At 35.2% G+C, this 24,524-nt stretch carries 23 protein-coding genes and 1 pseudogene; 7 read left to right on the top strand and 17 right to left on the bottom strand.

The window, feature by feature from the left end; genetic code table 11:
- The first annotated feature begins 161 nt into the window (after window positions 1–161).
- Window positions 162–641, top strand: coding sequence for a hypothetical protein (locus AC4BHP_RS00645; protein WP_066105598.1), 480 nt, complete (start codon window positions 162–164; stop codon window positions 639–641).
- 411 nt (window positions 642–1,052) lie between these two features.
- On the top strand, window positions 1,053–1,817 hold the full coding sequence (locus tag AC4BHP_RS00640; RefSeq protein ID WP_139892652.1) for a PH domain-containing protein: 765 nt from the start codon (window positions 1,053–1,055) through the stop codon (window positions 1,815–1,817).
- Between the two features lie 176 nt (window positions 1,818–1,993).
- Here AC4BHP_RS00640 and AC4BHP_RS00635 read toward each other — a convergent pair whose 3' ends face one another.
- The 4 genes from AC4BHP_RS00635 to AC4BHP_RS00620 form a co-directional block, all read right to left on the bottom strand.
- A complete protein-coding gene (locus AC4BHP_RS00635; protein ID WP_490551079.1) occupies window positions 1,994–2,770 on the bottom strand; it encodes a class I SAM-dependent methyltransferase in 777 nt (258 codons plus the stop codon).
- Between the two features lie 310 nt (window positions 2,771–3,080).
- Entirely contained in the window at window positions 3,081–3,599 is a 519-nt protein-coding gene (locus tag AC4BHP_RS00630) for a hypothetical protein (RefSeq protein WP_066102187.1), read from the bottom strand.
- Window positions 3,600–3,701: 102 nt separating this feature from the next.
- On the bottom strand, window positions 3,702–4,058 hold the full coding sequence (locus AC4BHP_RS00625) for a DUF4181 domain-containing protein (RefSeq protein WP_490551078.1): 357 nt from the start codon (window positions 4,056–4,058) through the stop codon (window positions 3,702–3,704).
- A gap of 134 nt (window positions 4,059–4,192) precedes the next feature.
- A complete protein-coding gene (locus AC4BHP_RS00620; RefSeq protein ID WP_490551077.1) occupies window positions 4,193–4,429 on the bottom strand; it encodes a DUF3953 domain-containing protein in 237 nt (78 codons plus the stop codon).
- Window positions 4,430–4,895: 466 nt separating this feature from the next.
- Between AC4BHP_RS00620 and AC4BHP_RS00615 the strand changes: the two genes are divergently transcribed.
- Window positions 4,896–5,078: a hypothetical protein gene (locus AC4BHP_RS00615; RefSeq protein WP_490551076.1), complete on the top strand. Its 183-nt coding sequence runs from the start codon at window positions 4,896–4,898 to the stop codon at window positions 5,076–5,078.
- A 76-nt stretch (window positions 5,079–5,154) separates the two neighbouring features.
- On the opposite strand, the gene AC4BHP_RS00610 is transcribed toward AC4BHP_RS00615, so the two are convergent.
- From AC4BHP_RS00610 to AC4BHP_RS00580, 7 genes and pseudogenes are all read right to left on the bottom strand, one after another.
- Entirely contained in the window at window positions 5,155–5,355 is a 201-nt protein-coding gene (locus tag AC4BHP_RS00610) for a hypothetical protein (protein ID WP_066102689.1), read from the bottom strand.
- A gap of 112 nt (window positions 5,356–5,467) precedes the next feature.
- Complete coding sequence (locus tag AC4BHP_RS00605; RefSeq protein WP_151675538.1) at window positions 5,468–5,653, bottom strand: hypothetical protein; 186 nt, start codon at window positions 5,651–5,653, stop codon at window positions 5,468–5,470.
- Between the two features lie 159 nt (window positions 5,654–5,812).
- Window positions 5,813–6,058, bottom strand: a complete 246-nt coding sequence (locus AC4BHP_RS00600) for a hypothetical protein (RefSeq protein ID WP_490551075.1) — start codon at window positions 6,056–6,058, stop codon at window positions 5,813–5,815.
- A 221-nt stretch (window positions 6,059–6,279) separates the two neighbouring features.
- Window positions 6,280–7,141, bottom strand: a pseudogene (locus tag AC4BHP_RS00595) (alpha/beta fold hydrolase).
- Window positions 7,142–7,322: 181 nt separating this feature from the next.
- Window positions 7,323–7,502, bottom strand: coding sequence for a CDI toxin immunity protein (locus tag AC4BHP_RS00590; RefSeq protein WP_490551631.1), 180 nt, complete (start codon window positions 7,500–7,502; stop codon window positions 7,323–7,325).
- 844 nt (window positions 7,503–8,346) lie between these two features.
- The gene (locus tag AC4BHP_RS00585; protein WP_066108620.1) at window positions 8,347–8,817 is read right to left on the bottom strand and encodes a CarD family transcriptional regulator; all 471 of its coding nucleotides are present in this window, start codon (window positions 8,815–8,817) and stop codon (window positions 8,347–8,349) included.
- A gap of 275 nt (window positions 8,818–9,092) precedes the next feature.
- Window positions 9,093–9,632 carry a GNAT family N-acetyltransferase gene (locus AC4BHP_RS00580; protein ID WP_066108626.1) on the bottom strand — a complete coding sequence of 180 codons (540 nt, stop codon included), beginning with the start codon at window positions 9,630–9,632 and terminating at the stop codon, window positions 9,093–9,095.
- 528 nt (window positions 9,633–10,160) lie between these two features.
- On the opposite strand from AC4BHP_RS00580, the gene AC4BHP_RS00575 reads away from it, so the two are divergent.
- From AC4BHP_RS00575 to AC4BHP_RS00560, 4 genes are all read left to right on the top strand, one after another.
- Complete coding sequence (locus AC4BHP_RS00575) at window positions 10,161–10,820, top strand: nucleotidyltransferase domain-containing protein (RefSeq protein ID WP_192796829.1); 660 nt, start codon at window positions 10,161–10,163, stop codon at window positions 10,818–10,820.
- Window positions 10,821–11,266: 446 nt separating this feature from the next.
- Window positions 11,267–12,502: an IS110 family RNA-guided transposase gene (locus AC4BHP_RS00570; protein ID WP_490551074.1), complete on the top strand. Its 1,236-nt coding sequence runs from the start codon at window positions 11,267–11,269 to the stop codon at window positions 12,500–12,502.
- Between the two features lie 678 nt (window positions 12,503–13,180).
- Window positions 13,181–13,366, top strand: coding sequence for a hypothetical protein (locus tag AC4BHP_RS00565; RefSeq protein ID WP_139892831.1), 186 nt, complete (start codon window positions 13,181–13,183; stop codon window positions 13,364–13,366).
- Window positions 13,367–13,570: 204 nt separating this feature from the next.
- Entirely contained in the window at window positions 13,571–14,506 is a 936-nt protein-coding gene (locus tag AC4BHP_RS00560; RefSeq protein ID WP_490551073.1) for an SMI1/KNR4 family protein, read from the top strand.
- A gap of 510 nt (window positions 14,507–15,016) precedes the next feature.
- Here AC4BHP_RS00560 and yihA read toward each other — a convergent pair.
- The 6 genes from yihA to AC4BHP_RS00530 form a co-directional block, all read right to left on the bottom strand.
- Window positions 15,017–15,598 carry a ribosome biogenesis GTP-binding protein YihA/YsxC gene (yihA, locus tag AC4BHP_RS00555; protein ID WP_066108642.1) on the bottom strand — a complete coding sequence of 194 codons (582 nt, stop codon included), beginning with the start codon at window positions 15,596–15,598 and terminating at the stop codon, window positions 15,017–15,019.
- Complete coding sequence (lon, locus tag AC4BHP_RS00550) at window positions 15,595–17,919, bottom strand: endopeptidase La (RefSeq protein WP_139892829.1); 2,325 nt, start codon at window positions 17,917–17,919, stop codon at window positions 15,595–15,597. Before lon ends, yihA begins: the two co-directional genes overlap by 4 nt.
- A 241-nt stretch (window positions 17,920–18,160) precedes the next feature.
- A complete protein-coding gene (lonB, locus tag AC4BHP_RS00545; protein WP_066108648.1) occupies window positions 18,161–19,825 on the bottom strand; it encodes an ATP-dependent protease LonB in 1,665 nt (554 codons plus the stop codon).
- Window positions 19,826–20,324: 499 nt separating this feature from the next.
- On the bottom strand, window positions 20,325–21,584 hold the full coding sequence (gene clpX, locus AC4BHP_RS00540) for an ATP-dependent protease ATP-binding subunit ClpX (RefSeq protein ID WP_066108651.1): 1,260 nt from the start codon (window positions 21,582–21,584) through the stop codon (window positions 20,325–20,327).
- 405 nt (window positions 21,585–21,989) lie between these two features.
- A complete protein-coding gene (gene tig, locus AC4BHP_RS00535; protein WP_066108652.1) occupies window positions 21,990–23,279 on the bottom strand; it encodes a trigger factor in 1,290 nt (429 codons plus the stop codon).
- 164 nt (window positions 23,280–23,443) lie between these two features.
- Window positions 23,444–24,457, bottom strand: coding sequence for a tetratricopeptide repeat protein (locus AC4BHP_RS00530; RefSeq protein WP_066108655.1), 1,014 nt, complete (start codon window positions 24,455–24,457; stop codon window positions 23,444–23,446).
- Window positions 24,458–24,524 lie beyond the last annotated feature (67 nt).

The following is a 24,524-nucleotide window of genomic DNA, read 5'->3' as shown; positions in this document are numbered from 1 at the left end:
AAATTCTCATGAAATAAAAACCTGATATAATTAATGTATAATAGGTTAAATCTTAATTGCCAAAATGTTTCTCTGACAGTATTATGTGTAAATTAAATCACTAATTGTACATTATCAAAGATTAGAATAATTATCAATAATAATAAACCGGGAGACTACATATGAAAGAATATCGTTATTTTTCAAGCACTATTTTGATTGGCTTTGGTCTTTTTTATTTTTTAAAATCAATTAACTTTTCCCTATTGTCACCTTATTATTCATGGGGATCTCTTTGTATTATTATCGGATTAGCCTTTCTTGCTGAAAGCAGGTTTGGCAGTCATTCTGATTTTATACTGCCTGGAATCTTGCTCACTGGATTCGGTTTACACCAATACATAGCCGTCCATTTGGAAAACTGGCCAGCTGAGCATACAGCCCTATTTTTATTTATTAGTTTGGGTCTGTTATTGCTTCATCTAAAAAAGGGAGTTGGTAAAGGCCCGGGGATTTTATTCCTCGTTGTTTCTATCATCTTTATCTTCCATGAGAGAATCTTAACTATACTGGGCTTGGTTCATTTTGTTGATTTCTTTAATCACTACTGGCCTGTTCTTTTAATGCTCATTGGCGGATTCATTCTATTTAAGAAAAAATAAAAGCAGATAGCATGGCAACCCTACCTATTGTGGTCAGGGTTGCTGCATTAGGCTATCTGCCTTTCTTTTTTATAATCTCTTTTCGTAACTTGTTACTATTAGAAAAAAAAGAGAGACAACTTTTACTGTCTCCTTGTTTCACTAAAGCCCTCATAGTTTACGTACAATTGTTCATGATATTTGGTAAGCAATAGGCTGCATTCTTAAAGATTCTGTTTCCATTCTCTTACATTTATCTAGATGAAAAAGCCACTTCCAAAAAGAAGTGACTTTCTTGTTATTCCGCTAAAGCCCCTGTTTCTACAATAAGATTTTTTTTGAGGCGGGTTTTCTTTTTATAGGTGAAATTATACTAACAAACTATTAGGTGTTAAAATTAATATAGATAAATATTCTTGAGAGGTGAGGATGATGGGCTTTTTTGACCGTAAAGTGATATGTGGTGTTTGTGGAAGGGAAGTTGGATTAAATCGTTATAAAGTAAAAAAATCTAATGCCTGGGTCTGTCCAGACTGCATATCAGAAGCTGGAGGTATATCAGTAATTAATGTTAGTAAGGTGACTATTGAGGACATCAAGACGATTTTAGATAAAAAGAAAGAACGGCTTGGAGATGATCCAATGTCTACTGCTGAAGGTATGTATCAATATTGCAAAGAAAATAACTTTGGTGAAGGGTTTACCGATAAATGGGCACTTAAACACTTTAAAATTTTGCAAGATAACATAATGAAAGATGAAAAGGTGTTAATGACATTTATTGGTCTTCATAATTACAAATCAACAACTAAGCACGATAATAATTACGCATATGCTGTGACAAATAAACGCATTATATATGGGCAAAAATCTATCACAGGCGAAAAATTTAAATCTATATCCCTTGAAAAAATCAATGATATTACGTTTGAAAAAGGCTTGGTTTTTGGGATATTAACAATTGATACACCTCAGGAAAAATTCAATGTGGCATTAAACGCGGGATCAGCAAGTTCTATTAACAGCCGTATCCACGAAGTAATAGATAGTGCAAAAAGCGTTTCTCATACTAATCAGGAACAAGCATCATCTATTTCAACTGCTGATGAGTTAAAAAAATATAAAGAGCTCCTAGATATGGGAGTTATTACAGAAGAAGAATTTACGGCTAAGAAGAAACAATTGTTGAATATATAAATTAGGTCAAAAGGTTTTAATAATATGCTGTTTTTGTAAGGAGTGTTGCTATTGCTATATTTTATCTAATATGTAAAAACAGTCACCTCCAGATAGGAAGTGGCTGTACTTGTTATTGAACTAAAGCCCCCGTTTGTTTAAGTACATACTTTCACAAGCTAAATCAAGCCATCCAATTATTTAACTGCTTTCCAAATAGTCCATCTATCTTTTTCAACTATGTTACATTCAGTAGAAAATGATTCATCTATATAATTCACCAGTAATTTTAATTCTTTATTGTTTAATTCGTGTAAAATACTTCTTCCTGTTCTCTCGCTTAAGTCTTTTAGTAATTGCTTTTTATCAATGTGCACTTTTCTTGTTTCCCACAACTTAACTTCCTCAATTTCTAGAAACCCCACTTCTTTAAGTGTTTCTATTACTAATTGACTATTGTGTCTGCGATTAGTCTCTTTTTCAATTAATTTTGGAAATAATTCAAAGAAGTACCCTCTAATATGACTATCATTACCTTTTAATAAACAATCTTCAGGTGTTCGGTCTTGAATAATGTAATATCCTTTAAGTTTTAATAATCTATATGCCTCTTTAAAGCATTTTTGCAAATCATCTATATGATGTATCAATGCTCTTTCAAGCAGTAAATTAAAATTATTACTTTCTAATCCAGTATGAAAAGCGTTACCTTGCTTAAAAGATATATTTTGGTGTTCTTTGCAGTTTTCTCTTGCACCTTCAAGTATTGCTTCGGAAAAATCGATGCCAGTAACAGAATATATCCCCATATCAGACAGTGCCTTAGAATAAATACCACCGCCACATCCTATATCCAATGCCTTGGTTATATTTTCGATTGGTACAAGGTCTTTAATAGCGTCAATCCACGAATTATCGGCATTTCGAGTTGTATAAGTATTTCGATTTTCCTCATTATGAAAATCAATTCCCACCTAACATCCCCCATTTCACATTTAGTTAGTTTCATCAGAATTATTTGAGTAAGATTGATAATTAACTAACAGCAGCGACGTGCGTACTTCCCCCCTTATTTTATGCCATATATTTCCGTGATAAAATTTCAAAACAATTATTAGCACTCATAAGTTTTCCATATGATACTGTTCCACTAACCTGCCCCGTTTGTTCCATAAGAAATTCAACACAAAAAGGCATTAATCCTTCTTCCTTGATCAATGCCCCGTTAGTTTAAGTATACTTATTCACAATAATAGCAAATACCTTTAGAAATGCTATTTGTATTTATATTTCACTGATTATATGTCCCTCATTATCTAAGAAGTCTATGTTTATGTTAGAAAAGTTTTTTGGTTTATTGTTCATCAAAATCCAAACTCTCGTTTTATCATTGAGCCTAACAATATCTGCTTCTATTCCATTCACTTTTATGGTCTTCGTTTCAGCCACTATATCTTTTGGTATGACCCCGTGCAAAAGAATATCTCCATCAGTAAAACTTGTATAGGAAGAACCTCTATCCTCATCGTGAGAATAATAGGTTGGTTTCCAACCGAATATCCCTTTTTCAAACTGGACTAATGAAACAGTATTTCCAACTTCAAATGGCACAAATGTAGAATTCCCAATTCGGTAAAATTCTTTATCACCGATTTCAGTTTGAACAAATTCATTCTTAAACTTTTCAAATGCTTCATTGACAGTTTTAGAACTTAGTTTTACAGTCTCTATACTTGCAAATATCGCATATATAACAATCATTGATATAACATAAAATGAGATTGTTTTTGTACGTTTCCCCAACTCATCTCTTCCCCACGTTTTTTATTTTAACTCTTAAAATACTTGAATTAACTTAATATTATTTTCTCAGTTGCTCTTGTTAAACTAAACTGCCCCGATAGCTTAAAAGCGGATAACAAGGAGCGACAAGATACTAATAATGATCATCGAACTGATAAGTGTTGAAATATATTGTTTTGATTCTTTTATGTACTTCCACTCCAATATAGTTTGTAGCCCCATTAGTGCTGTGAAAAATAGAACCCAATTCCATTTTAGGATTGCATTAACCTCGTTTGTAAGAGCAAAAAAATAAGAAGACAAAAAGATAACTACTATTATCGTTCGTCCCCATCGATCAGTTCTTTTTCCAGGGGTTTCCGAAATAAATTTTCTCTTTATACCTAAGTATTTTTCTATTAATTTTTCCACAAAAAAAACCACTAAAAATATAATAATAACAGTCGTCAACAGCTTCATAATTAACCCTCCCCATTTAAGACAATAATCCTATAATTCGGTATGTATGATAATAAATCCTTCTTGCACTAACCTGCCCTTAGCTGCATAAGAAAGGCCGTCAATAGACAGTCTTTTCTATGCTAATATCTCTGTTAACTCAATAAGAATCCCTGAATTGAAACATAAAAAGCAAAACCAGAAACACCGATAGACATATAACCCCAAAATGCTTTTTTATCTTTTTGAAGCTCAATTAATCCCGTAGTCAACATTAAAAAACTTAGTGCCATCATTAAATAAGGCATATACTCAAAGTTTTTAGTTACTATACCAAAAAATGATAATGCAAGAACACCTATCGATAAAATAATTCTTAATGTTTTTAGCATATTTCTCTCTCCTTACAACAAGTCATTTCCCCAAGTTTTTGTCTAGTCATATTCAATGCTATCTTGAGCTCAACCTGCCCCTTTAGCTGCATAACAAAAAGGAGCTGATCACAGCCCTTGATATTGGAGTAATGCCCAGTTAGTTGAAGTGCATTCTTTCCAATTATAGTTAGTGTTACATAACGTATCCTTCAATACAAGATTGCTACCCGATAACCCAAATAAGGACAATCAATCACAGCGTTTCTTAATCAATTTTTATTTCAGGATGAATGATCAAAAACTGATTATCTTTTTATAATCACGACCAACACATATGTTATAATTCATTTGGAAAATAACAGGTTTTGTATTAGCAACTTCAATTTTATCTTTATATTTTTTAGCACACCCCAAAAAAGTTATCTTTTAATTCGTCCTCATTGCTTATTTCGATTTTATCCTACTTTCAAGGAGAGTGATTGATATGAAAATGAAAATACTAAATCTTCTTGTGTTCCTTATTACAGGAGCCGTGCTTGGTCTGGAATTTGCAGTGGAATTTCTACCTGACTACTGGGCCGCGGACATCCTGTTTCTTGTCATTAAAATCGTATTTTTCGGTTCGTTCCTCGTTCTCTTTTTTCCGAGCAAGCCAACCGAAGATTAATCCGCTGTCAATTTCACCTATTCTTATTGACCTAACCTGCCCCGTTTGTCTAATAACGACTAGAACATACTGATATCTATTTACTGTTTATTTTCTTTTTGGCATCCACATACCCAACTATTCCAACTATTGTGATTAAAATCAAAACATACATATCTGTAGTCAGTATGCCTTTCGTTACCAATGATAGTTCATCGTATGTTCTAATCAAGAGACCAATTGGCGGGAAAATAAGAAGCGACAAAAAGAACTTTTTCCTAACTTCTAAATCTTGCATAATAATCCCCCTTAAAGCATTACTTTCCTTCTTCCGCTAACCTGCCCCGTTAGTAAAAAAGCGACTGCTCCTCTTCCGCAATCGCATCTGTTTGTTTAGCAAGATTTTATTTCTAATTCTCATCCTTGAAAATAATTTTAGCAAATACTGCACCAACAATAGTCATTATGCCTGCAAAAAGACCCCTATATATCGACTTATCCCAATCTACAAAAGAATCTACAACGGTAAGTATTGTGGCAACAAATGCAGATGTAAAGATGATTTGTGGTGTATTTAATTTTGCATTTAATTTCATATTTGAATTCCCCATTTCGGTGTCATCGTGCCCCGTTTACCCTATTTCCTATATTTATTCTACTTTCAAAAGGCTTTATCCTTCTTCCGCTAAACTGCCCCTTTGGCTGAATAAGGCAAGGTAAAACAACAATCCTTACAAGCATATATTTGAAAGTTGCTACCCTAAGATAATCTCAGAGGTATTAGACTGTTTCTTATATTTTTCGCTTTGTAAAGCAAAGAAAACCCACATTATAGTAATAAAAGTTACGTAACCAGTGCTATTTTCAATAGGTCTTCCAATAATCCATCCAATTATATCTGCACTTAATAAAGCTAAAAACGTAAGGGTGACGATGAGAAGAACGGAATGAATAAACAATTTAGGGAATCTAATCATTGATATACTTGTGAAGTTAAACATTAAAAACGCCTCCTGATAATAGAGTTAGCACATAAAATTTACTAAGTCTCCTTAATAAAAGTAATTCTGTATTATAGACCAATTCAATATTACCATATTCAGTAAATAACTATCTCTAGCATTAAAAAATCTAAATGTTCTTCTTCCGCTAACCTGCCCCGTTTCTACAATAAGGAATTCAACAAAAAAGAGCATTAATCCTCCTTGGATCAACGCCCCCATTAGCTTAATAAGGATTGGTGTTCCTTTATAAATAAATTATATTCTTCAATAAATTGTTGAGCTTCTTCTAAGAAAGGGTAATGATTACTTTTTTCAATAATCACTAATTTTGAATTCGGTATTCCTTCCTCCATTTCAATAGAGTATAACACTGGACACTGTACATCATTTCTACCGCAAATTATTAAAGTTGGGGTTGATATAAACTCCAGCTTTTTCGTTACATAATAGACTTGTAATTCTCGGCTGAAAAAATCCATACGAATCGCAGACATTCCTTTACTAATGTTTAGACAAAAAAGCTCGTCATATTTTTCAGGGTCGAATAAAGATAGTTTCGTTCTTTCAATTTTTAGTTCTTTTCTTTTTTCTGATGATATACCTGAACGTTTCAATGTTTCATTAAGTTCTTGCATTCTGGTGAATTGGGAGTGTTTCGGATTATAAATACAATCTTTTGAGAATGTCATATATTCTCTTGCTGCAGCTCCGACAATCACATTAAATGTAAGAGATTTTGAAAAGTATATTCCGTAGATAATGCCTAACATACCCCCCAGTTGAGTGCCCAGAAAATCCCCATTTATTAAAACCCAATTCTTCTAGAATAGCTTCTATATCAAATATTGTTTCCAAAAAAATTAGTTGATACGGTTTTTGTGCTTTCTCTGAATTACCTGCTTCTCTTAAATTTATCAAAAATACTTTGTTTGTTTTTGTAAAAGTCTCTGCAAAATAATCACCTGTCTGATTAAATTCTGCATAATGATGGGTAACACAAAGTTGTTCGCCTTCACCCTTTATAAATATTTCGAATACACCACGTGATGTTTTAAGTAAATTCCTTTCCCAATTCCCCAATAATATCTTCCTTTCTTATTAAACTGACCTGGTCTACCATAATAAGTTCAACAAGAAAGGTATTAAACCTTCTTCCGCTAAACTGCCCCGTTTCAACAATAAGGATTTCAACAAAAAAGAGCATTAATCCTTCTTGGATCACCGCCCCTGTTTGTTAAATAAGGATAAAGTCTTTGTTGACCTAAATCCACCCCACATTAACCGTATCATCATGAAAGAATTCAATAACATATTTCTGTGTAAGACAATAAATATATAAATCATTTCCTAACCAAACAATATCCTCAATATTACTTAATATTTCTCCAGTCAATTTAGTTTTTACACATGGATAACTATCGTATCCCCAAAAGATATATATAGGAATTGAAGTATCAAATCTTTAGAAATTAGAAAGGATGGAATGCTCTTAATTTCTTGGTCATTTACTTCAACTCGGTTAACAATAGGATTCTCCCAGTCAATTCTGATCCAAAAAGCAATCAGGGAATTTTCAGAGAAATCTTCTACAATTGAATGACTGTTATTAGAACCTAGAATTTCAAATACTTCCGTATTCACAAACTTGGTTTTTTCATACATGATTTAATATTATTAGTTAACCTTTAATATGTTCCAAAATAGCATTAAAATCCTTCTTGTACGCGTTGCCCTTCAAAGGATTTAAACCCTCACCAGTAATCTTTACTATTGTTATGTAAATAAAATAAAAAATGGTTTCCTGGTCTGGAATCCATTTTTGTAGTTGACCATATGGTGTTACCAATTCGTTTCTCTCTTTAACGTAAAGAAGATAAACAATTACTATTCACTGTCTCAGATGATATAAAAAATTCTTAAAGATAGAGGTGAGATTGATTGTTTTTTCTTCTAGAAATAATGACTTAAATAATATATTGTATACCTAAAACAATGAAAGCCCTACCTCTCTTTCATCCTTACGGCTCCTTGTCCGTGCCAGTGTGAATCAGGATTGCAAAAATCAAGTGACTATTTTATCGAGTTATTTGATGAAACTTCAAACGTTCGTAAAATAAATTTAAATAATAAAAATGGATTAGATTGTAGAAATTACAAAAGAGGTTAATGCTCTAAAGGTGAGTTGGAGAAGTTGAATGTCTTTGAAAAGATTTATTTTAATAATAAACATATTTCAAAAAAATCAGGAAATTTTCGGGAAAGTAATCAATTTTCTTAAATTAACCTTAACAGAAACTTTTTATTTGATTTTCAGTAATACCTTTAATTAATCCCAGTTCACTAATCAAAAATTCATGTGCGTTATCTAACATTTTTTTTTCGCTTGTATTAAGTGCTTTTTCTTTCTTCATACGCATTAAATCACGTACAACTTCAGTACATTCTTGTATTTTACCCGTTTTTATTTTGTCCGTGTTCACTTTATACCTTTGTTTCCACGGCAGTAATCTATCTGATTCTCCATGATGAAAGATGTTTATGATGTGTTTTAATGCAATTATGTCAGTAACAGGGCGTATACTTGAACTCTTACCCGTAGGAATCATGACTTGCATATTACCGATTAACATTTTTATGACATAATACTGTTGTTTTTCCTCTGAGATTTCCTTTTCTTCTATGGCTTTAATTAAACCTACTCCATGCATTGGATAAACAATGTTATCGCCAATTTGAAACAAATAATCCACCTCCATATATGGTAACCTTCTTAACCTTAACATATATATCATTTTTTAGCAAATATTTAATAATATCATAATTTATTTTCCGTTGTCAACTACTTTTTTCTTAAAGATCAGAAAAAGCACTAACAATAGGAATCGTGTCGGATTACCAATAAAGGGAAGGTTGATTTTCCCACGTATATTCTGAAACCTCTACTAACCTTAATATTATTATTCTTTATAAAACCTTCCTGCGCAAATAACACAAAAAGCGACTGCCTTGTTTTGCAATCGCCCCCGTTAGCTTAATAAAGGTATCCTAATAAATCTAACTTGCCATTTTCCCATTTTATATTACCTACTTCTTTGATCATAAGCTCATTAATCTTTTCATGTCCTATTCCGTAAGTTGATTGATTTTCATCGTCAATTTTTAACCATTTACATTCATTATTTACAGACTTGAATCCTGCGTTTAAGTACAATTTTTTGTTATCTGCAAACAAGAGTAAAAAATCAACTAACTTCCCTTCACAGAAATCATTTATTTCAGAGAGCAGTAATGAACCTATTCCCTGTGAACGCTTGTTTTTTGATACACATAAATCGATGATACCAAGAACTCTTATTGGTTTCCCGTTTAAATTCATTACTCTATAATCCAAGCCCACATGACCGACAAGTTGATTAGTATCATCAATTACAATGAACCTAAAATGAGGTAACTGCTTAAAGTAAATTCTATCTTTTGGATATACATCTGTAAAACATTCTACTAATAACTGCCGTAATTTAGTTTCCAATTGACCATTAATTTCATATTCGTAAATTTTTACAATTTTCAATTCAGTTTCTCCTCATCAGTTTATCATTGGGATTAAAACTTATATTATATTTTTTCTTAAATAAACCTTCCCCTTTTACTTCAATAAGAAATTCAACATAAAAAGAGATTAATCCTTCCTGGATCAACGCCCCCTATAGTTTAAGTGTACTTGTTCACAAGCTTTTTATTATTTCTGGAATGCTGCTCCTTTAGCGGTATAATCCTTAATCACAATGAGACATTCGCCAAAACAAACATAATCTTACTTTCTAAATAACTTATTGGTCCCAGATAACAATTACTTAAACAAGAATAGTGTTATTCCTTCTTCAATTAATGCACTCGTTAATTTAATAAGAGATGATTGAAATGTTTAATGATAATAGAGTTATTTAAAAATGAAACTTTCCCGCCTACCATTTATCGTGTACAGTTATAATAAAAAACTACAAGAAATAAGTCGATTGACTACAGTTACAGTTTTAAAATAGAATTATTTACGCTACTGCATTTACCGCGGCAAAATTAAATAAGGATGGTAATGCATATGATTGAAATGAACGATTGGCTTGAGCAATTTAGTCAAAAACTTATTCAACAATTTGGCGAGGAGATTGTCTTTATAGGATTGCAAGGAAGTAGAGCGAGGGAAGAGGCAAAGCTAGACAGTGATATTGATGTAGTGGTCATTTTTAAAGAACTGACGATTGATCGATTATTATCGTATGAAGTCGTTACCCATACGATGCCAAACCGTCATTTACTTTGTGGTTTTATATCGGGTGTAGACGAACTCCAAGCTTGGGATAAATCGGATTTATTTACCTTTGTCTATGATACAAAAGCAGTTTACGGTAGCTTGGAATTTTTAAAGAAACATATTCAACCGGAAGATATCAAGCGATTTGTTCGAACAGGTGCAGGAAATAGTTATCATATGACTTTGCACAATTATTTGCACACAAAATCAGTAGAGGCAATTAAAGCTATATTTAAAAATGCACGTTTCGTAATACAAGGAAAGCAATTTTTAAAATCAGAAATATTTCAATCAGATATAGGGGAGCTTATTCTAAATGCAGAAGAGCTTGATCGACAAGTATTAAGCCGTTTTTTAGAGATTCAACAAGGTATGCCTGTTCATTTACAACAAGATACAACGTTAATTTTTCATTGGGCAAAGGAAACGTTACAAGCAATGAAATGATAAAGACAAAATTGTGCGTTTTTGAACAAATTTTAAAAGCCTTATTACATTTTATGTGTAGTAAGGCTTTTATTTTTCTGTATTAAAATTAAACGACTTTATTATCTTTGTACATATAGTTGCTTAATTCATAATAAAGTCGTTTGGTAATGGTAACATTCACTAGTGGTTTTCTCTTATTGAGCTAAACTGCCCCGTTCGTATTATAAGGTTGACCAAGTAATTGGTTGACCTTTTTGTTTGAGGTCTAGAATACTAGAGGTAGCTGGGGTAGAACGTAGCTGCCCCTGGGGTTTAACCCCGTCAACTAAACCGTTCGCCCCCTACTTATAGAAACATGATTGAAGCTGGTTGGGACATTGATCTCGTATAACAAGCGAAGCTATGACACTATAAGGAGCCATTTAGGGGTTACCAGCTAATTCATTGATGAGGAGGAGATACTCATGAATCCAGTCATTGGTCTGGATATCGCTAAAGGAGAAAGTCAGGTTCAAGCCTTCTTCGAGAAAAAGAAACCGTACAAAAAGAGCTTTAAAGTTGCCCATACACTAGATGGATTACAGGATCTTTATGCATTTATCAAGGAAGTCGAAGAAGTATCTGGCTCAAAGCCTCCCCTTGTTTTGGAATCCACTGGGCATTATCATATGCCAGTTGTACAGTTTTTCGAGAAACGAGGATATCTGTTAATCGTAGTGAATCCACTTATTTCTTACAAAGCAAAAAGTTCAAGTTTACGTAAAGTCAAAACAGATGTCATTGATGCCCACCATCTCTGCGAGCTGTATTATAAGGAGGATTTAGAGCCCTATAAAAAGCGTGGTATACAGCTTTTAAACCTACGTAATCTGACGAGGCAACACGAGAGTTTGACAGGTATGTTTGTACAAGTGAAGTTACAATTTCAAACTGTTCTCGATCAAGTGTTTCCAGCGTATGTAGGAGTATTTGGAGAATTGTATTCGGATGTTTCTTTACGTACATTATCGGCTTTCCCTACCTCTAAACAGGTATTAGAAGCTGGTGAAGAGATTTTATCTAAGAAGATTTATGATTTGTGCAAGAGTCGATCTCGACAATGGGCCTGTAATCAAGCAAATAAGCTCGTGAAAGCAGCTAGCCAGAACCCTTTTCAACAGACCTTGTACCACAGTCATCTTATCAGTTTAGAGATGCTTATTAACATTCTTCTAGAATATAAAAAGCATCTATCCAAACTTGAAGAAGAGATAGATGCCCTAGCAAAAAATATAGAAGAATATCAGATTATCCAATCCATTCCTGGTATCGGTGAAAAAATCGCGGCAACGATTATTTCAGAAATTGGAGAAATAGATCGGTTTAATCACCCTAAGAAGTTGGTTGCCTTTGCGGGAATCGATCCTAGTGTATTCGAGTCTGGCACCTTCAAAGGTACCAAGAATCACATCACAAAAAGGGGTTCCAGCAGGCTAAGACATGCCTTATTCACAGCTGTCCGTTGTGCTATTCGAGATGCACGTAACACCCGAAAGACCAAGGAACTCATCCCTCGAAATAAGAGATTACGTGAGTTTTACGACAAAAAACGTGAGGAAGGAAAGCCTTATCGAGTAGCCGTTATTGCCTGTGCTAATAAGCTTTTACATTGGATTTACGCTCTTTTGAAAACCAAAACAACATTCCAAGATGTAGCTTAAAATAGATTTTCACATATCTTCAAGGAACTTCCATATCGTTGAAGGAAGTTTATTTGTCATGCCTTATTTTTAGTATAACATGCCTTAATTATATGGTTGAGTGAAATGTTTGACAAACTATTAGCTGGTTTAGTTCAATATGAAACTGTCCCAAATAGCTTCCTCCACTACAAAATATTCTTCGTGGGAGCATACAGCTAATATGCATTTATCATTATGGTAAAACATTAAGTCTTCTGGTAGTTCAGGACTAATCCAATCAAAAAGGGAATGACAACACTCTTTCAAAAAGTCTCTTGTAGCATTATTCATACTAAAATAAAAAACGTAGGCTGTATCTTCAGAAAGTCTTGTGGTTTCCCTTTATATTTTTATGTACCCATATCATATTAATCTCACCTGAACGCTACAATTTACCGTTTTTTGGGTTTCTATATGTATTCATCTTTAATATAATTCAATAAAATATTAATAAATTCCTTCTTCACTAACCTATCCCATTCATTCAAGAAGGTAATTCCCACCCAATTTTACCGCAAATGGATAGCAGCTCCCTTTTTATTCAAAGCAACAATATTTACGAAAAAGCCTTTTATAGAGATCTCAGCCTATTAACAAAGGATATTTACAATTAATTACATATGAATTATGCTTTATTTACAGAGGAGGTGTTAGAGATTGAGCACAAACACATTTTTCATTCGATTTTCCATCAGCATACTTCTTATTTTCGGAGGAACATTTACAATCCGTTATTTTAGAACAGGTGAGCTTTTAATCGATCAAATAATGGGAATAGCCGCCGGTTTACTTATTTTAATTGCATCCCTCGTATGGAGAAATAAATCCAAGCAATCCACATAATAGACGTTTGACAGATTTACGCATACAATCCATCCTTAAAAAGATTCTCGAATTTGATGATTCTACTTCATTTGTTTACTTCAATTCTCATCTTCAGACCACTCATTTCTTTCGCTTTTTATAAATCAATTCTTAGCATATTAATAAAATTACGTTATTTCTCTTACATGTCATAATAATTTGGAAAAATCCTTGGAGGAAACAATGAAGAAAGTAATAAATAAGATTAATCCCAAGATTGAAGTAGCCGGAGTGTCATTAATTGAATTAAAGAAAACAGAACGAACACTTGGCGCTACCTTTCCAGAAGAATACAAGGAACTCTTTCTAGAAACAAATGGTGCAACATTCGGAGAATGGACTTTGTACTCGATTCAAACTAATGAACAATTAGCCTTTACAATGGATATTGTTAGGCAAAATCAAGAGAACCGGCCTAAAAATATGCCTGATGAATTTATTTGTATTGGTGACCATATCAATGGAAATAATCTCTGCTATCGAATTCGAAAAAGATTTATGCAAGAGCTGATTTTTCTATGGGATGATAAAAAGGGAAAATGCGAATGTAAGGCTTCAACTTTAAGTGAATTTATTGACTGGTATGTACCGAAAAAGACAAATAAGCCTAAAATCTTAGGCACATTTACAATCGAAAGTGGGAAGTTAATTGTTACGGACCCATGTTACGATAAAGATGAAGAAGACCTGCAAGTCTTACTTCTAAATGTGAAAAATGGAAAGTGGACAGCATATGTTACACACACTGATGAGGAAGCAGTACAAAATTTGTTCGTATATTATGGTGAAAAGAAACCAAGCGGGAGATGGCATGATTGCGCTCAAGCAATAGCGGTTGATTCAGCACAAGCAGGAATCTTTGATTTTGACGTTTTTCAAAAAGATGAAACAATCCCATATGAACTGATAAATACCCATGATATAGAGATAGATGAGGCTAGCTCAAAATACTATGTAGTATGCTGTGATATGACTGATACAGATGAACAAGCCGGAGTGGTTCCTGGAGGTGCGGTTTCTATGTCTGGCTATGGTGATGGAATGTATAAAGTCAAAGTGAAATATAATATTTTCAAACAGGTTGTTGGCGTAATGATTACTTTTGAGGATGAGGAATAATACAAAGGTCAGACCATCTTATACAAGTATAGGGAGATAAAGTGATTACTGATCAAAAAAGAGAAGTCGACAGGATATGGTTCGATGAATACTTTACGAAAGGTAATCTTGAACTCTTAGATCAGCTTACAGATTCACATTTTATATTCCACTCAAGAAATACAGATAACCCAAAAAATGATATGAGAGAATTTATGAACTAGTATAGGAATGTTTTTCAGGATGATGAATGGATAATAGATGATTTAATAGAACAGGGAGAAAAGCTAGTTGTCCGTTATACCGGCTGGATGACCTATAAAGGTGGTTGGTTTAACATTCCTTCGGATAACCAACGAATCAAAGAAACAGGTACATGATATTTAAATTTAGGGAAGGAAAAAATAGTGATGCTGCCATCCTTTATGAATTAGGGGCTTTACCAAAAAATACTCATCAGAGCTTCTGATATTAGAATATACATATGAAAAGAGCTGCATAACTAATATGCAGCTCTTTTCACATCAATTTTTATATTCGCGCCTGTATGGCATTCCAAGCCGTATCTTTTCCAAGCCCAGTCTCCGAAGAGAACAAAATCACTTCGTCACTTTCGATAATATTCAGTGTGTCTTTCACGACTTTTAGATGCTTTTGCCATTTACCTTTTGGAATTTTATCCGCTTTGGTTGCAATAATGATACAAGGTATCTCATAATGCTTAAGAAAATCATACATCATTACATCGTCCACAGACGGTTTATGGCGCAAATCAATGATTAAGAGCATAGCACGTAAAGGCTCACGTGTCGTAATGTATGTCTCAATCATCTTACCCCATGCTTCACGTTCGGACTTGGATACTTTCGCATATCCATATCCCGGTACATCGACGAAAAATAATTGCTCATTAAGCTTATAAAAGTTCAATGTTTGTGTTTTACCCGGTTTAGATGAAGTACGGGCCAAACCTTTCCGATTGATCATTTTATTAATAAAAGAAGATTTTCCTACATTTGAACGTCCAGCAAGAGCGAACTCCGGAAAACCATCTGTTGGATATTGTTCCGGTTTAACAGCACTCATCACAATCTCTGCTTGAGTAATTTTCAACTTTCTCCACCTACCAATGCATGTTGCAGCACTTCATCAAGTTGTGATACAAATACGAATTCTAATTCTTCACGAACACTTTCAGGAATATCATCAATATCTCTCTCATTATCAATCGGACATATAACTTTCTTTAGTCCTGCACGATGAGCACTCAATGACTTTTCCTTTAATCCCCCAATCGGCAATACACGACCACGCAAAGTTATTTCACCAGTCATCCCTACTTCCTTACGGATCGCTTTACCCGTAAGCGCTGAAATTAAGGCAGTCGCTATAGTAATACCTGCGGAAGGACCATCTTTTGGAACAGCTCCTTCAGGAACATGAATATGAATATCATATTTCTCATAGAAATCCTTGTCAATCCCAAAATCTTCAACCTTGGAACGAACATAGCTGAAAGCAGCCTGCGCGGATTCTTTCATGACATCTCCAAGTTTACCCGTCAACACAAGTTTGCCCTTACCTGGTGATAAAGAAACTTCAATTTGAAGGGTATCACCGCCAAATGTAGTATAAGCAAGTCCAGTTGCTACTCCAACCTGGTCTTCACGCTCTGCTTCGCCATGACGGAAATACGGTTTACCCAAAAATTCAGCCACTACTTTTTCTGTGACAATAACTTTTTTCTTCTCACCTGAAACAATAATCTTGGCTACTTTCCGGCAGATTGCCGCCAATTGCCTTTCCAAAGTACGAACCCCAGCTTCTCTTGTATATTGCCTGATGATTTTGATAATCGCATCATCCTTCATTTGAAGCTGGCTTCTTGTCAATCCGTGAGCTTTGATTTGTTTTAGCATCAGATGATCTTTAGCAATATGGAGCTTTTCAATTTCCGTATAGCCGGAGAGATTAATAATTTCCATCCGATCACGTAGAGGTGCCGGAATCGTTGCTAAATCATTGGCTGTAGCAATAAACATTACATTGGAAAGATCGTAGGTTTCCTCAATATAATGATCGCTGAAAGTATTGTTTTGCTCCGGGTCAAGAACTTCAAGCATAGCTGAAGATGGATCCCCCCGAAAATCGTTGGACATTTTATCAATCTCATCCAATAAGAAAACCGGATTAATGGTTCCCGCTTTTTTCATCCCTTGTATAATACGGCCAGGCATAGCCCCCACATACGTACGGCGATGTCCGCGTATTTCTGATTCATCTCTTACTCCACCAAGAGAAACCCGGACGAAATTACGGTTCAAAGACTTAGCTATGGATTTTGCCAAACTAGTCTTACCTACCCCTGGAGGTCCCGCAAGGCAAAGAATTGGTCCTTTTAAGGAATTCGTAAGCTTCTGAACAGCCAAATATTCAAGCACGCGCTCTTTCACCTTTTCAAGACCATAATGGTCTTTGTTTAAGATGTTCTCAGCTTTTCTAATATTCAGATCATCCTTCGTTGCTTTCGACCAAGGAATTGCAATCAGCCACTCAATATAATTACGAATGACCGCACTCTCTGCAGATGTTGCCGGAATCTTTTCATAGCGGTCCAGCTCCTTAAGTGCAGTTTCCATGACATGAGCCGGCATGCCCGCTTCCTTTATCTTCTCAGCAAATTCAGCAATCTCAGCAGCCTTACCTTCTTTGTCACCGAGCTCTTTTTGGATTGCTTTCATTTGTTCGCGTAGATAATATTCCTTTTGTGTTCGCTCCATTGATTTTTTGACACGCAGACCGATTTTCTTTTCGAGATTCAATACTTCTTTCTCGTTATTGATTAAACTGATTACTTTGTTTAATCTTTCCTTGACATCAATGGTCTCAAGTATTTCCTGCTTGTCCTTCAGCTTAAGCGGCAAATGTGATGTAACAATATCGGCCAGTCTGCCGGGTTCTTCTATATCAACAGTTGAATTATATGTTTCTGTTGTGACCTTTTTTGAGATTTTTATGTACTGTTCAAAGTAATTTAATAAAGTTCTCATCAAAGCTTCTGTTTCAGGATCCTTCTCTACTGGATCTTCAATAATTTCGAGCTTCGCTGTAAGAAAATCACTATCATCCTCATAGGAAACCATTTGTGCTCTCGATAAACCTTCTACCAACACTCGAATTGTCCCATTTGGGAGTTTAAGCATCTGTTTTACTTTAGTGAGTGTACCCATTTCATACAAATCATCTTCACTGGGCTCATCTGTAGAAGCTTCCTTCTGAGTAGTTAAAAATATCAAATGGTCATCTACCATCGCTTTCTCTAGCGCCTGAACAGATTTTTCCCTTCCAACATCCAGATGGAGAACCATCGTTGGGAAAACAAGCAATCCGCGAAGCGGCAGGAGGGGAACGTTTTTGTCCATAGTGTTTGCCATTTGTTGCACCTCCAAAACATGCTAATATATGTATTATTCATTGACCTTTTACCAATTTTATCGTATTTACTGGTTTGTGTCTATTTGGGACGATAAACGAAACCATGTTACTTGTTTTCCCTAAATTTAAGTGGATGTAACACCTTTCAATCAATTTTTAAGGTAACAAAATTTCCCACTCTCATTATTAGTAAGACAAAAAAAAGGCTCGCTCTGATGCAAGCCTTTTAATTTTGTTCCCTCAGCCGCTTTCCCGTTCAGAAAGTGGCATATTTTCAATAATAGTATCAATGGCCGCTGTACGATCGAATACTAGTTGAAATACTTCCTTTAAGTTCCTGACAGGTTTAATTTCAATATTTTCGACTTGGTTTAACAGGGCTTGTATATTTTCTTCCGGAATCAGAACTACATCGGCTCCCGCTAACTTAGCTGCTGTCACTTTCGTAAACACACCGCCAACCGGCTTAACCTTCCCGTGAATGCTGATTTCTCCTGTCATTGCAACATTATTTTTTACCGGTATTTGATAGATAGCTGAGTAAATCCCAACGGCCATAGCAATGCCTGCCGAAGGACCATCAATCGGTATACCGCCCGGAAAATTAACATGGATATCAAATTTGTCAGCTGGTACGCCAATCGTTCTCAGGACAGTCACCACATTTTCAATCGATCCCTTAGCCATGCTTTTTCTTCTGATGGATTTTCCTGCACTATTAATACTTTCTTCTTCTACGATTCCAGTTATATTAACTGATCCCTTATCAACCGCATCAATAACCGTAACTTCAATCTCAAGTAACGCCCCTGAGCTTGGTCCGGTTACAGCCAGACCATTTACAACACCAACGGCAGATTCTTTCGCAATAAAGCTTTGATATCTAGGAGACATTTGGCTGGATTGAACAATCCATTCAATATCTTCATCTTTAATATAATCTCTATTTTCTGTAATGGCTAAACCTGCGGCACTCTGAACCATATTTACAGCTTCCCGTCCATTGCTGGCAAAATTACCAATGACATTAAGCGCCTCATCACTAATCTCTAAGGACACCCGTTCAACTGCATTTTTGGCCACCTTTTTCAGTTCCTCCTGATTTAATTCACGAAAAAAAATCTCCATGCATCTGGAACGAATCGCAGGCGGAATTTCAGAAGGTGTTCTCGTTGTAGCCCCAACAAGCCTAAAATCAGCAGGCAATCCATTTTGAAAAATTTCATGTATATGTTTTGGTATATTCGGATTCTCTTCATTATAGTATGCACTTTCAAAATGTACTTTCCGATCTTCCAATACCTTCAATAATTTGTTCATTTGTATATTATGCAATTCTCCAATTTCATCAATAAATAAGACACCGCCATGAGCATTTGAAACTGCCCCCTGTTTTGGCTGTGGAATACCTGCCTGGCCCATTGCTCCGGCGCCCTGATAGATTGGGTCATGAACAGAGCCTATAAGTGGGTCAGCAATTCCTCTCTCATCAAATCTGGCTGTTGTGGCATCCAATTCTACAAATGTTGCGGTTTGCCTGAATGGAGATTTCATATTTGCTTTAGCCTCTTCCAGCACCAGTCGCGCAGCGGCCGTTTTCCCAATTCCAGGCGGACCATAAATTAGTACATGCTGTGGATTTGGCCCACAAAGTGCTGCCTTTAGTGCCTTGATTCCATCCTTCTGACCAATAATATCATCAAACCGTGCTGGTCTTACCTTTTCGGAAAGCGGCTCAGTTAATGAGATAGACTTCATTCGATGAAGCTGATCCATCTCCTTCTTAGCCTCTCGATCAATCGAAACCTTTTGTACCCTTTGACCCTTTAACAAATTTAAAAAATACATGCCAATCACTATTCCAAAGAACAGCTGGATAACAATAACCACACCAGTCCAACTCATATAAGCACCCTCCTGAAATCACATCGTTGAGATACAAGCTAGTATCTCCCTAGAAAGGATGGAATAAACATCAAAAAGCTGAGCCGACTGATCAGCTTCGACAAGCATAAGAGGAGGCGCACAGATGTGTTCTTTCCTCCCGCAGTGGGTGGCTATCCTTATGACTCAAGCTCTATATATCTACACCAAAACCTGCCATCTACTTTAGCGTTTGGCTGGAATTTGAGCTGAATTGGCTGGATTAGTGCTGAATTGGCTGGATTAGTGCTGAATTTGGCTGGATAAAATCTAAAATTGGCTGGATTAATGAAGGAATCAGCTGGATTCCTACTCCAATCGGGTCAATCTCTTATTATTCTTCCTATAAAAGCAATTGTTTTCTTCTAACTCTCCAAACATGTATCCATTTAAGAATAGATAACCTGTAAATTACGTCATTTGCAATACAAAAAAGGCCAATCAAGATTTTGATTGGCCTCTTCTACAACTTATATCTTTATCAAGCAGATGTTTTCTTTTCAACTGTTTCAGTTGTTCCATCAACAAGAATTATTTTTGGAGATTCGCCTTTAGAGATCACTTCAGCTGTAATGATACATTTTTTAATATCATTACGGGAAGGAAGTTCAAACATGACATCCAGCATAATTCCCTCAATAATGGAACGAAGTCCACGTGCACCTGTTTTACGCTCAATTGCTTTTTTCGCAATTTCTAACAACGCTCCGTCCTCAAATTCGAGTTCTACGTCATCAAGTTGAAGCATTTTTTGGAATTGCTTAACAAGCGCATTTTTTGGCTTAGTAAGGATTTGGATTAATGTATCCTCATCTAATTGCTCAAGTGTAGCAATTACCGGCAAACGTCCGATAAATTCTGGAATTAATCCAAAACGAAGCATGTCTTCAGGAAGAACTTTAGTTAACAAGTTTTTATCTTCAACTTCTTCTTTAACTGATCCAAAACCGATAACTTTTTGGCCAAGACGGCGTTTAATAATCGGTTCGATTCCATCAAATGCACCACCGCAAATGAATAGAATATTCGTTGTATCAATTTGGATGAATTCTTGATGAGGATGCTTTCTTCCTCCTTGTGGCGGAACGCTTGCCACTGTGCCTTCAAGAATTTTCAGCAACGCCTGCTGTACACCTTCACCTGAAACATCTCGTGTAATGGATGGGTTTTCAGATTTACGTGCAATTTTATCGATTTCATCAATGTATATAATGCCTTTTTCAGCTTTCTCTACATCGTAATCAGCAGCCTGAATTAGCTTAAGTAAGATATTTTCAACATCTTCACCCACGTAACCAGCTTCAGTTAATGACGTAGCATCTGCAATGGCAAATGGTACATTTAATAATCTGGCTAAAGTTTGAGCAAGAAGTGTTTTCCCGCTTCCAGTAGGCCCGATTAAGCAAATATTGGATTTAGATAATTCTACATCTTCAATTTTGCTATTAGAATTTACACGTTTATAGTGATTATAAACGGCTACTGCCAAGGATTTTTTAGCACCTTTTTGTCCAATAACATATTCATCAAGGATTTCTAAGATTTCCATTGGTTTTGGTATATCTTTTAACTCAACTTCTTCTTCAGTACCCAGTTCTTCTTCTACAATTTCAGTGCATAACTCTATGCACTCATCACATATATAAACACCTGGACCCGCTACGAGTTTTCGGACTTGTTCTTGAGTTTTCCCACAGAAAGAACACTTCAATTGCCCTTTCTCATCATTAAATTTAAACATAGTTTCACCCCTTGGTATTATGAACTCTATCATGAAATCTGCAATTCTTTACGATCCAGATTAACTAATGAAGGGTATGTAAGGATTGTAACATACATTGCCCCATATAAGGTAAGAAAAAGGCCGTACTCATTTGCCAAACTAATTGTTCCTTATGTATATGTACATAATATCCATTCTTGACTCCTTTCAATCCTGGAAATCAAAAATGGAAGAGTTTTAAATCCTATTTATTTAGAATTAATCTACACTTAATTCATGAAAAAAGCAATTATGTATGTGTTAAAATATTTCGATTCTAAAAGTCGAATCTTCTCGAAACTTTGGCCCTGCAATTAGTATGTATAGTATGTATAAAACAAGGTACGATAAAATCGCACCTTGTTTTGTTATTTAATATGTGTATTAAGCTTCTACTGTTTTGCTGTTATCAACTAATACGTCGATTGCTTTTCTTACTAATAAGTCACCTTTAACACTTTCAGTTCCGCCAAGCGCTTGGATGATTTGTTCAGCAGTCAAGCCATATTGCTCAGACATTGCTTGTACTTCAGTGTTGATTTCTTCTTCAGTAACTTCAAGGTTCTCTGCTTTAGCGATTGCTTCAAGAGTTAAGTTGATGCGTACACGCTTTTCAGCTTCCTCTTTCATTTGACCTTTAAGAGCATCTTTGTCTTGGCCAGAGAATTGGAAGTACATGTCAAGAGTCATACCTTGAGCTTGAAGACGTTGTTCAAATTCTTGAATCATACGATCTGTTTCAGTGTCGATCATTGCTTCTGGAATATCGATTTCTGCAGTTTCTGCCGCTTTTTCGATAACTGTGTCTTTTACATGGTGCTCTGCTTGATGGTTTTTAGACTCAACTAAACGAGTTTTGATTTTTTCTTTAAGTGCTTCCAATGTTTCTACTTCTTCATCAACATCTTTAGCAAATTCATCATCTAACTCAGGTAATTGTTTTGTTTTGATTTCATGAATTTTCACTTTGAATACAGCTGGTTTTCCTGCTAATTCTGCAGCATGATATTCTTCTGGGAAAGTAACTTCAACATCTTTTTCTCCACCAACTTCAAGACCAACCAATTGCTCTTCAAATCCTGGAATGAAAGAGTTAGAACCAAGTTCTAAGGAGTAATTATCTGCTTGTCCGCCTTCGAATGCTTCGCCATCAACGAATCCTTCAAAGTCTAAAACTACAGTATCACCATTCTCAGCTTGTCCTTCTTCTTTGATTACAAGCTCTGCGTTACGCTCTTGTAAAGTTTTGATTTCTTTTTCGATATCTTCATCAGTTACTTCAGTATCAAGTTGTGTAACTTCAATACCTTTGTATTCGCCAAGTTTAACTTCTGGCTTCACAGTAACAGTTGCTTTGAAAATAAGAGCTTCGCCTTTTTCCATTTTTTCGATATCAATTTCTGGACGATCAACTGGCTCGATTTTAGTTTCTTCAATTGCATTAGCGTATGCTTCTGGAAGAATAAAATCTAATGCGTCTTGGTAAAGAGACTCAACGCCAAATTTCTTTTCAAATAATGCACGAGGCATTTTTCCTTTACGGAATCCTGGCACTTGTACTTGTTTAACCACTTTTTTGAATGCTGAATCTAAGCCTTCGTTTACTTTTTCAACCGGTACTTCAACAGTTAATACACCGCTGTTCCCTTCAAGCTTTTCCCATTTTGCAGACATGGTTTTCCCTCCACTATATATATTTCCTAATAATCGTTTTCTCTTAACACGATATTATGTGCAACTAGATTTATTGATCTTAGGCAGTACAGCCTTACTGTACCAATGCATATTGCAACCACTATATTATAACATAGGTTTCCTACGTTTCAAGACTTGGACCCTCAAATAACAGGGAAAGTCATCCCCTCTAGATTCCTGATTTCCTCTATAATTATATTTATCCTTTCATCAGGCTCCTTCAAATCGATTCCATAGGCTTCCGACACAATTCGATAATAGCCTTCTGCCCATCCTTCGAGATTCGGTATATTCAATGGATAAAGCAGGATATTATGCCTTTTAACCATTTCCATTGCCTGTTCGAACATGATAGGATTATTATTTTCCAACCTGTCACGTAAGGTTTTATGTATGTCAGATAAAAAATGCGTTTCTTCAACAATTGGTAAGTCTACTATATTCACTGTAATAGTTTGACCGAACTTATCCACCTCTACAATCTTATCCACTTCCTGCTCTTTTAATATGGATAAAGTAAAGGTTTTTAAAAAAGGATGTTTTTCTTCTATTAAATATTGGCAAAGCAGCCCTACCCACGGTCTAATATTTTGCCCTGCAAGTGAAGATAGCATAAAAAATTGCTCTTGCATCGTTCCGGTTTCCAAAATAACTTTTATTTCTTCCTCCTGAATTTGAGGTGATTCGACTTTAAATTCAGGAAAATCATCTGAATATTCCTGTTCGCTGCCCTGTTCCACAATTCGTTTACTCATAGCCAATAGATGTTCTAATGATTCAACTCTGCCTTCAGGTACTTGATTTTCTTCCAATAACGCTTCGACTACCGATATAATCTCGCGATGTTCATTTAATTGCAGAAGGATCATTAAATAAATATTGATGACATGAAAATACTCTCCAATTCCATTTCCCATCATCTTATTCACTATAGCTTTTGCATCTTGGTAATTCCCGAGCTCTACAAGTGACAGAGCCAATCCGATATTGATATCTTCATCTTCCGGTTCCAATTCATACGCCTGGCCAAATAATTCACGGGCATTTTTGAATTTTTTCTCCTCCATGGCTTGCATACCTTTTTTGAGGAGCAATTGTGCCAGATTAGGAAAAGGAATTACCTTTTCATCCTTTCGTTCACTTTTTGTGTTCTTCATAACAAACCGCCTTGATTTTTTTGAATTAATTGTCGTTAGTTTAGCATGCCTTTCCATGAAAAACAAA

The organism is Pradoshia sp. Z4_20 (assembly GCF_058216035.1).
The sequence above is the reverse complement of the archived record's forward strand: the minus strand, read 5'-3'. Positions and strand labels throughout refer to the sequence as shown.

What these genes read in the sequence shown, in the direction of transcription:
- AC4BHP_RS00625 (WP_490551078.1), bottom strand. Translation starts at nt 4,058, where the DNA reads ATGAAGCTGTTGACGACTGTTATTATTATATTTTTAGTGGTTTTTTTT.
- AC4BHP_RS00615 (WP_490551076.1), top strand. Translation starts at nt 4,896, where the DNA reads ATGAAAATGAAAATACTAAATCTTCTTGTGTTCCTTATTACAGGAGCC.
- AC4BHP_RS00620 (WP_490551077.1), bottom strand. Translation starts at nt 4,429, where the DNA reads ATGCTAAAAACATTAAGAATTATTTTATCGATAGGTGTTCTTGCATTA.
- AC4BHP_RS00560 (WP_490551073.1), top strand. Translation starts at nt 13,571, where the DNA reads ATGAAGAAAGTAATAAATAAGATTAATCCCAAGATTGAAGTAGCCGGA.
- tig (WP_066108652.1), bottom strand. Translation starts at nt 23,279, where the DNA reads ATGTCTGCAAAATGGGAAAAGCTTGAAGGGAACAGCGGTGTATTAACT.
- clpX (WP_066108651.1), bottom strand. Translation starts at nt 21,584, where the DNA reads ATGTTTAAATTTAATGATGAGAAAGGGCAATTGAAGTGTTCTTTCTGT.
- AC4BHP_RS00605 (WP_151675538.1), bottom strand. Translation starts at nt 5,653, where the DNA reads ATGAAATTAAATGCAAAATTAAATACACCACAAATCATCTTTACATCT.
- AC4BHP_RS00640 (WP_139892652.1), top strand. Translation starts at nt 1,053, where the DNA reads ATGGGCTTTTTTGACCGTAAAGTGATATGTGGTGTTTGTGGAAGGGAA.
- lon (WP_139892829.1), bottom strand. Translation starts at nt 17,919, where the DNA reads ATGGCAAACACTATGGACAAAAACGTTCCCCTCCTGCCGCTTCGCGGA.
- AC4BHP_RS00585 (WP_066108620.1), bottom strand. Translation starts at nt 8,817, where the DNA reads ATGGAGGTGGATTATTTGTTTCAAATTGGCGATAACATTGTTTATCCA.
- AC4BHP_RS00600 (WP_490551075.1), bottom strand. Translation starts at nt 6,058, where the DNA reads ATGTTTAACTTCACAAGTATATCAATGATTAGATTCCCTAAATTGTTT.
- AC4BHP_RS00530 (WP_066108655.1), bottom strand. Translation starts at nt 24,457, where the DNA reads ATGAAGAACACAAAAAGTGAACGAAAGGATGAAAAGGTAATTCCTTTT.
- lonB (WP_066108648.1), bottom strand. Translation starts at nt 19,825, where the DNA reads ATGAGTTGGACTGGTGTGGTTATTGTTATCCAGCTGTTCTTTGGAATA.
- AC4BHP_RS00575 (WP_192796829.1), top strand. Translation starts at nt 10,161, where the DNA reads ATGATTGAAATGAACGATTGGCTTGAGCAATTTAGTCAAAAACTTATT.
- AC4BHP_RS00610 (WP_066102689.1), bottom strand. Translation starts at nt 5,355, where the DNA reads ATGCAAGATTTAGAAGTTAGGAAAAAGTTCTTTTTGTCGCTTCTTATT.
- AC4BHP_RS00645 (WP_066105598.1), top strand. Translation starts at nt 162, where the DNA reads ATGAAAGAATATCGTTATTTTTCAAGCACTATTTTGATTGGCTTTGGT.
- AC4BHP_RS00570 (WP_490551074.1), top strand. Translation starts at nt 11,267, where the DNA reads ATGAATCCAGTCATTGGTCTGGATATCGCTAAAGGAGAAAGTCAGGTT.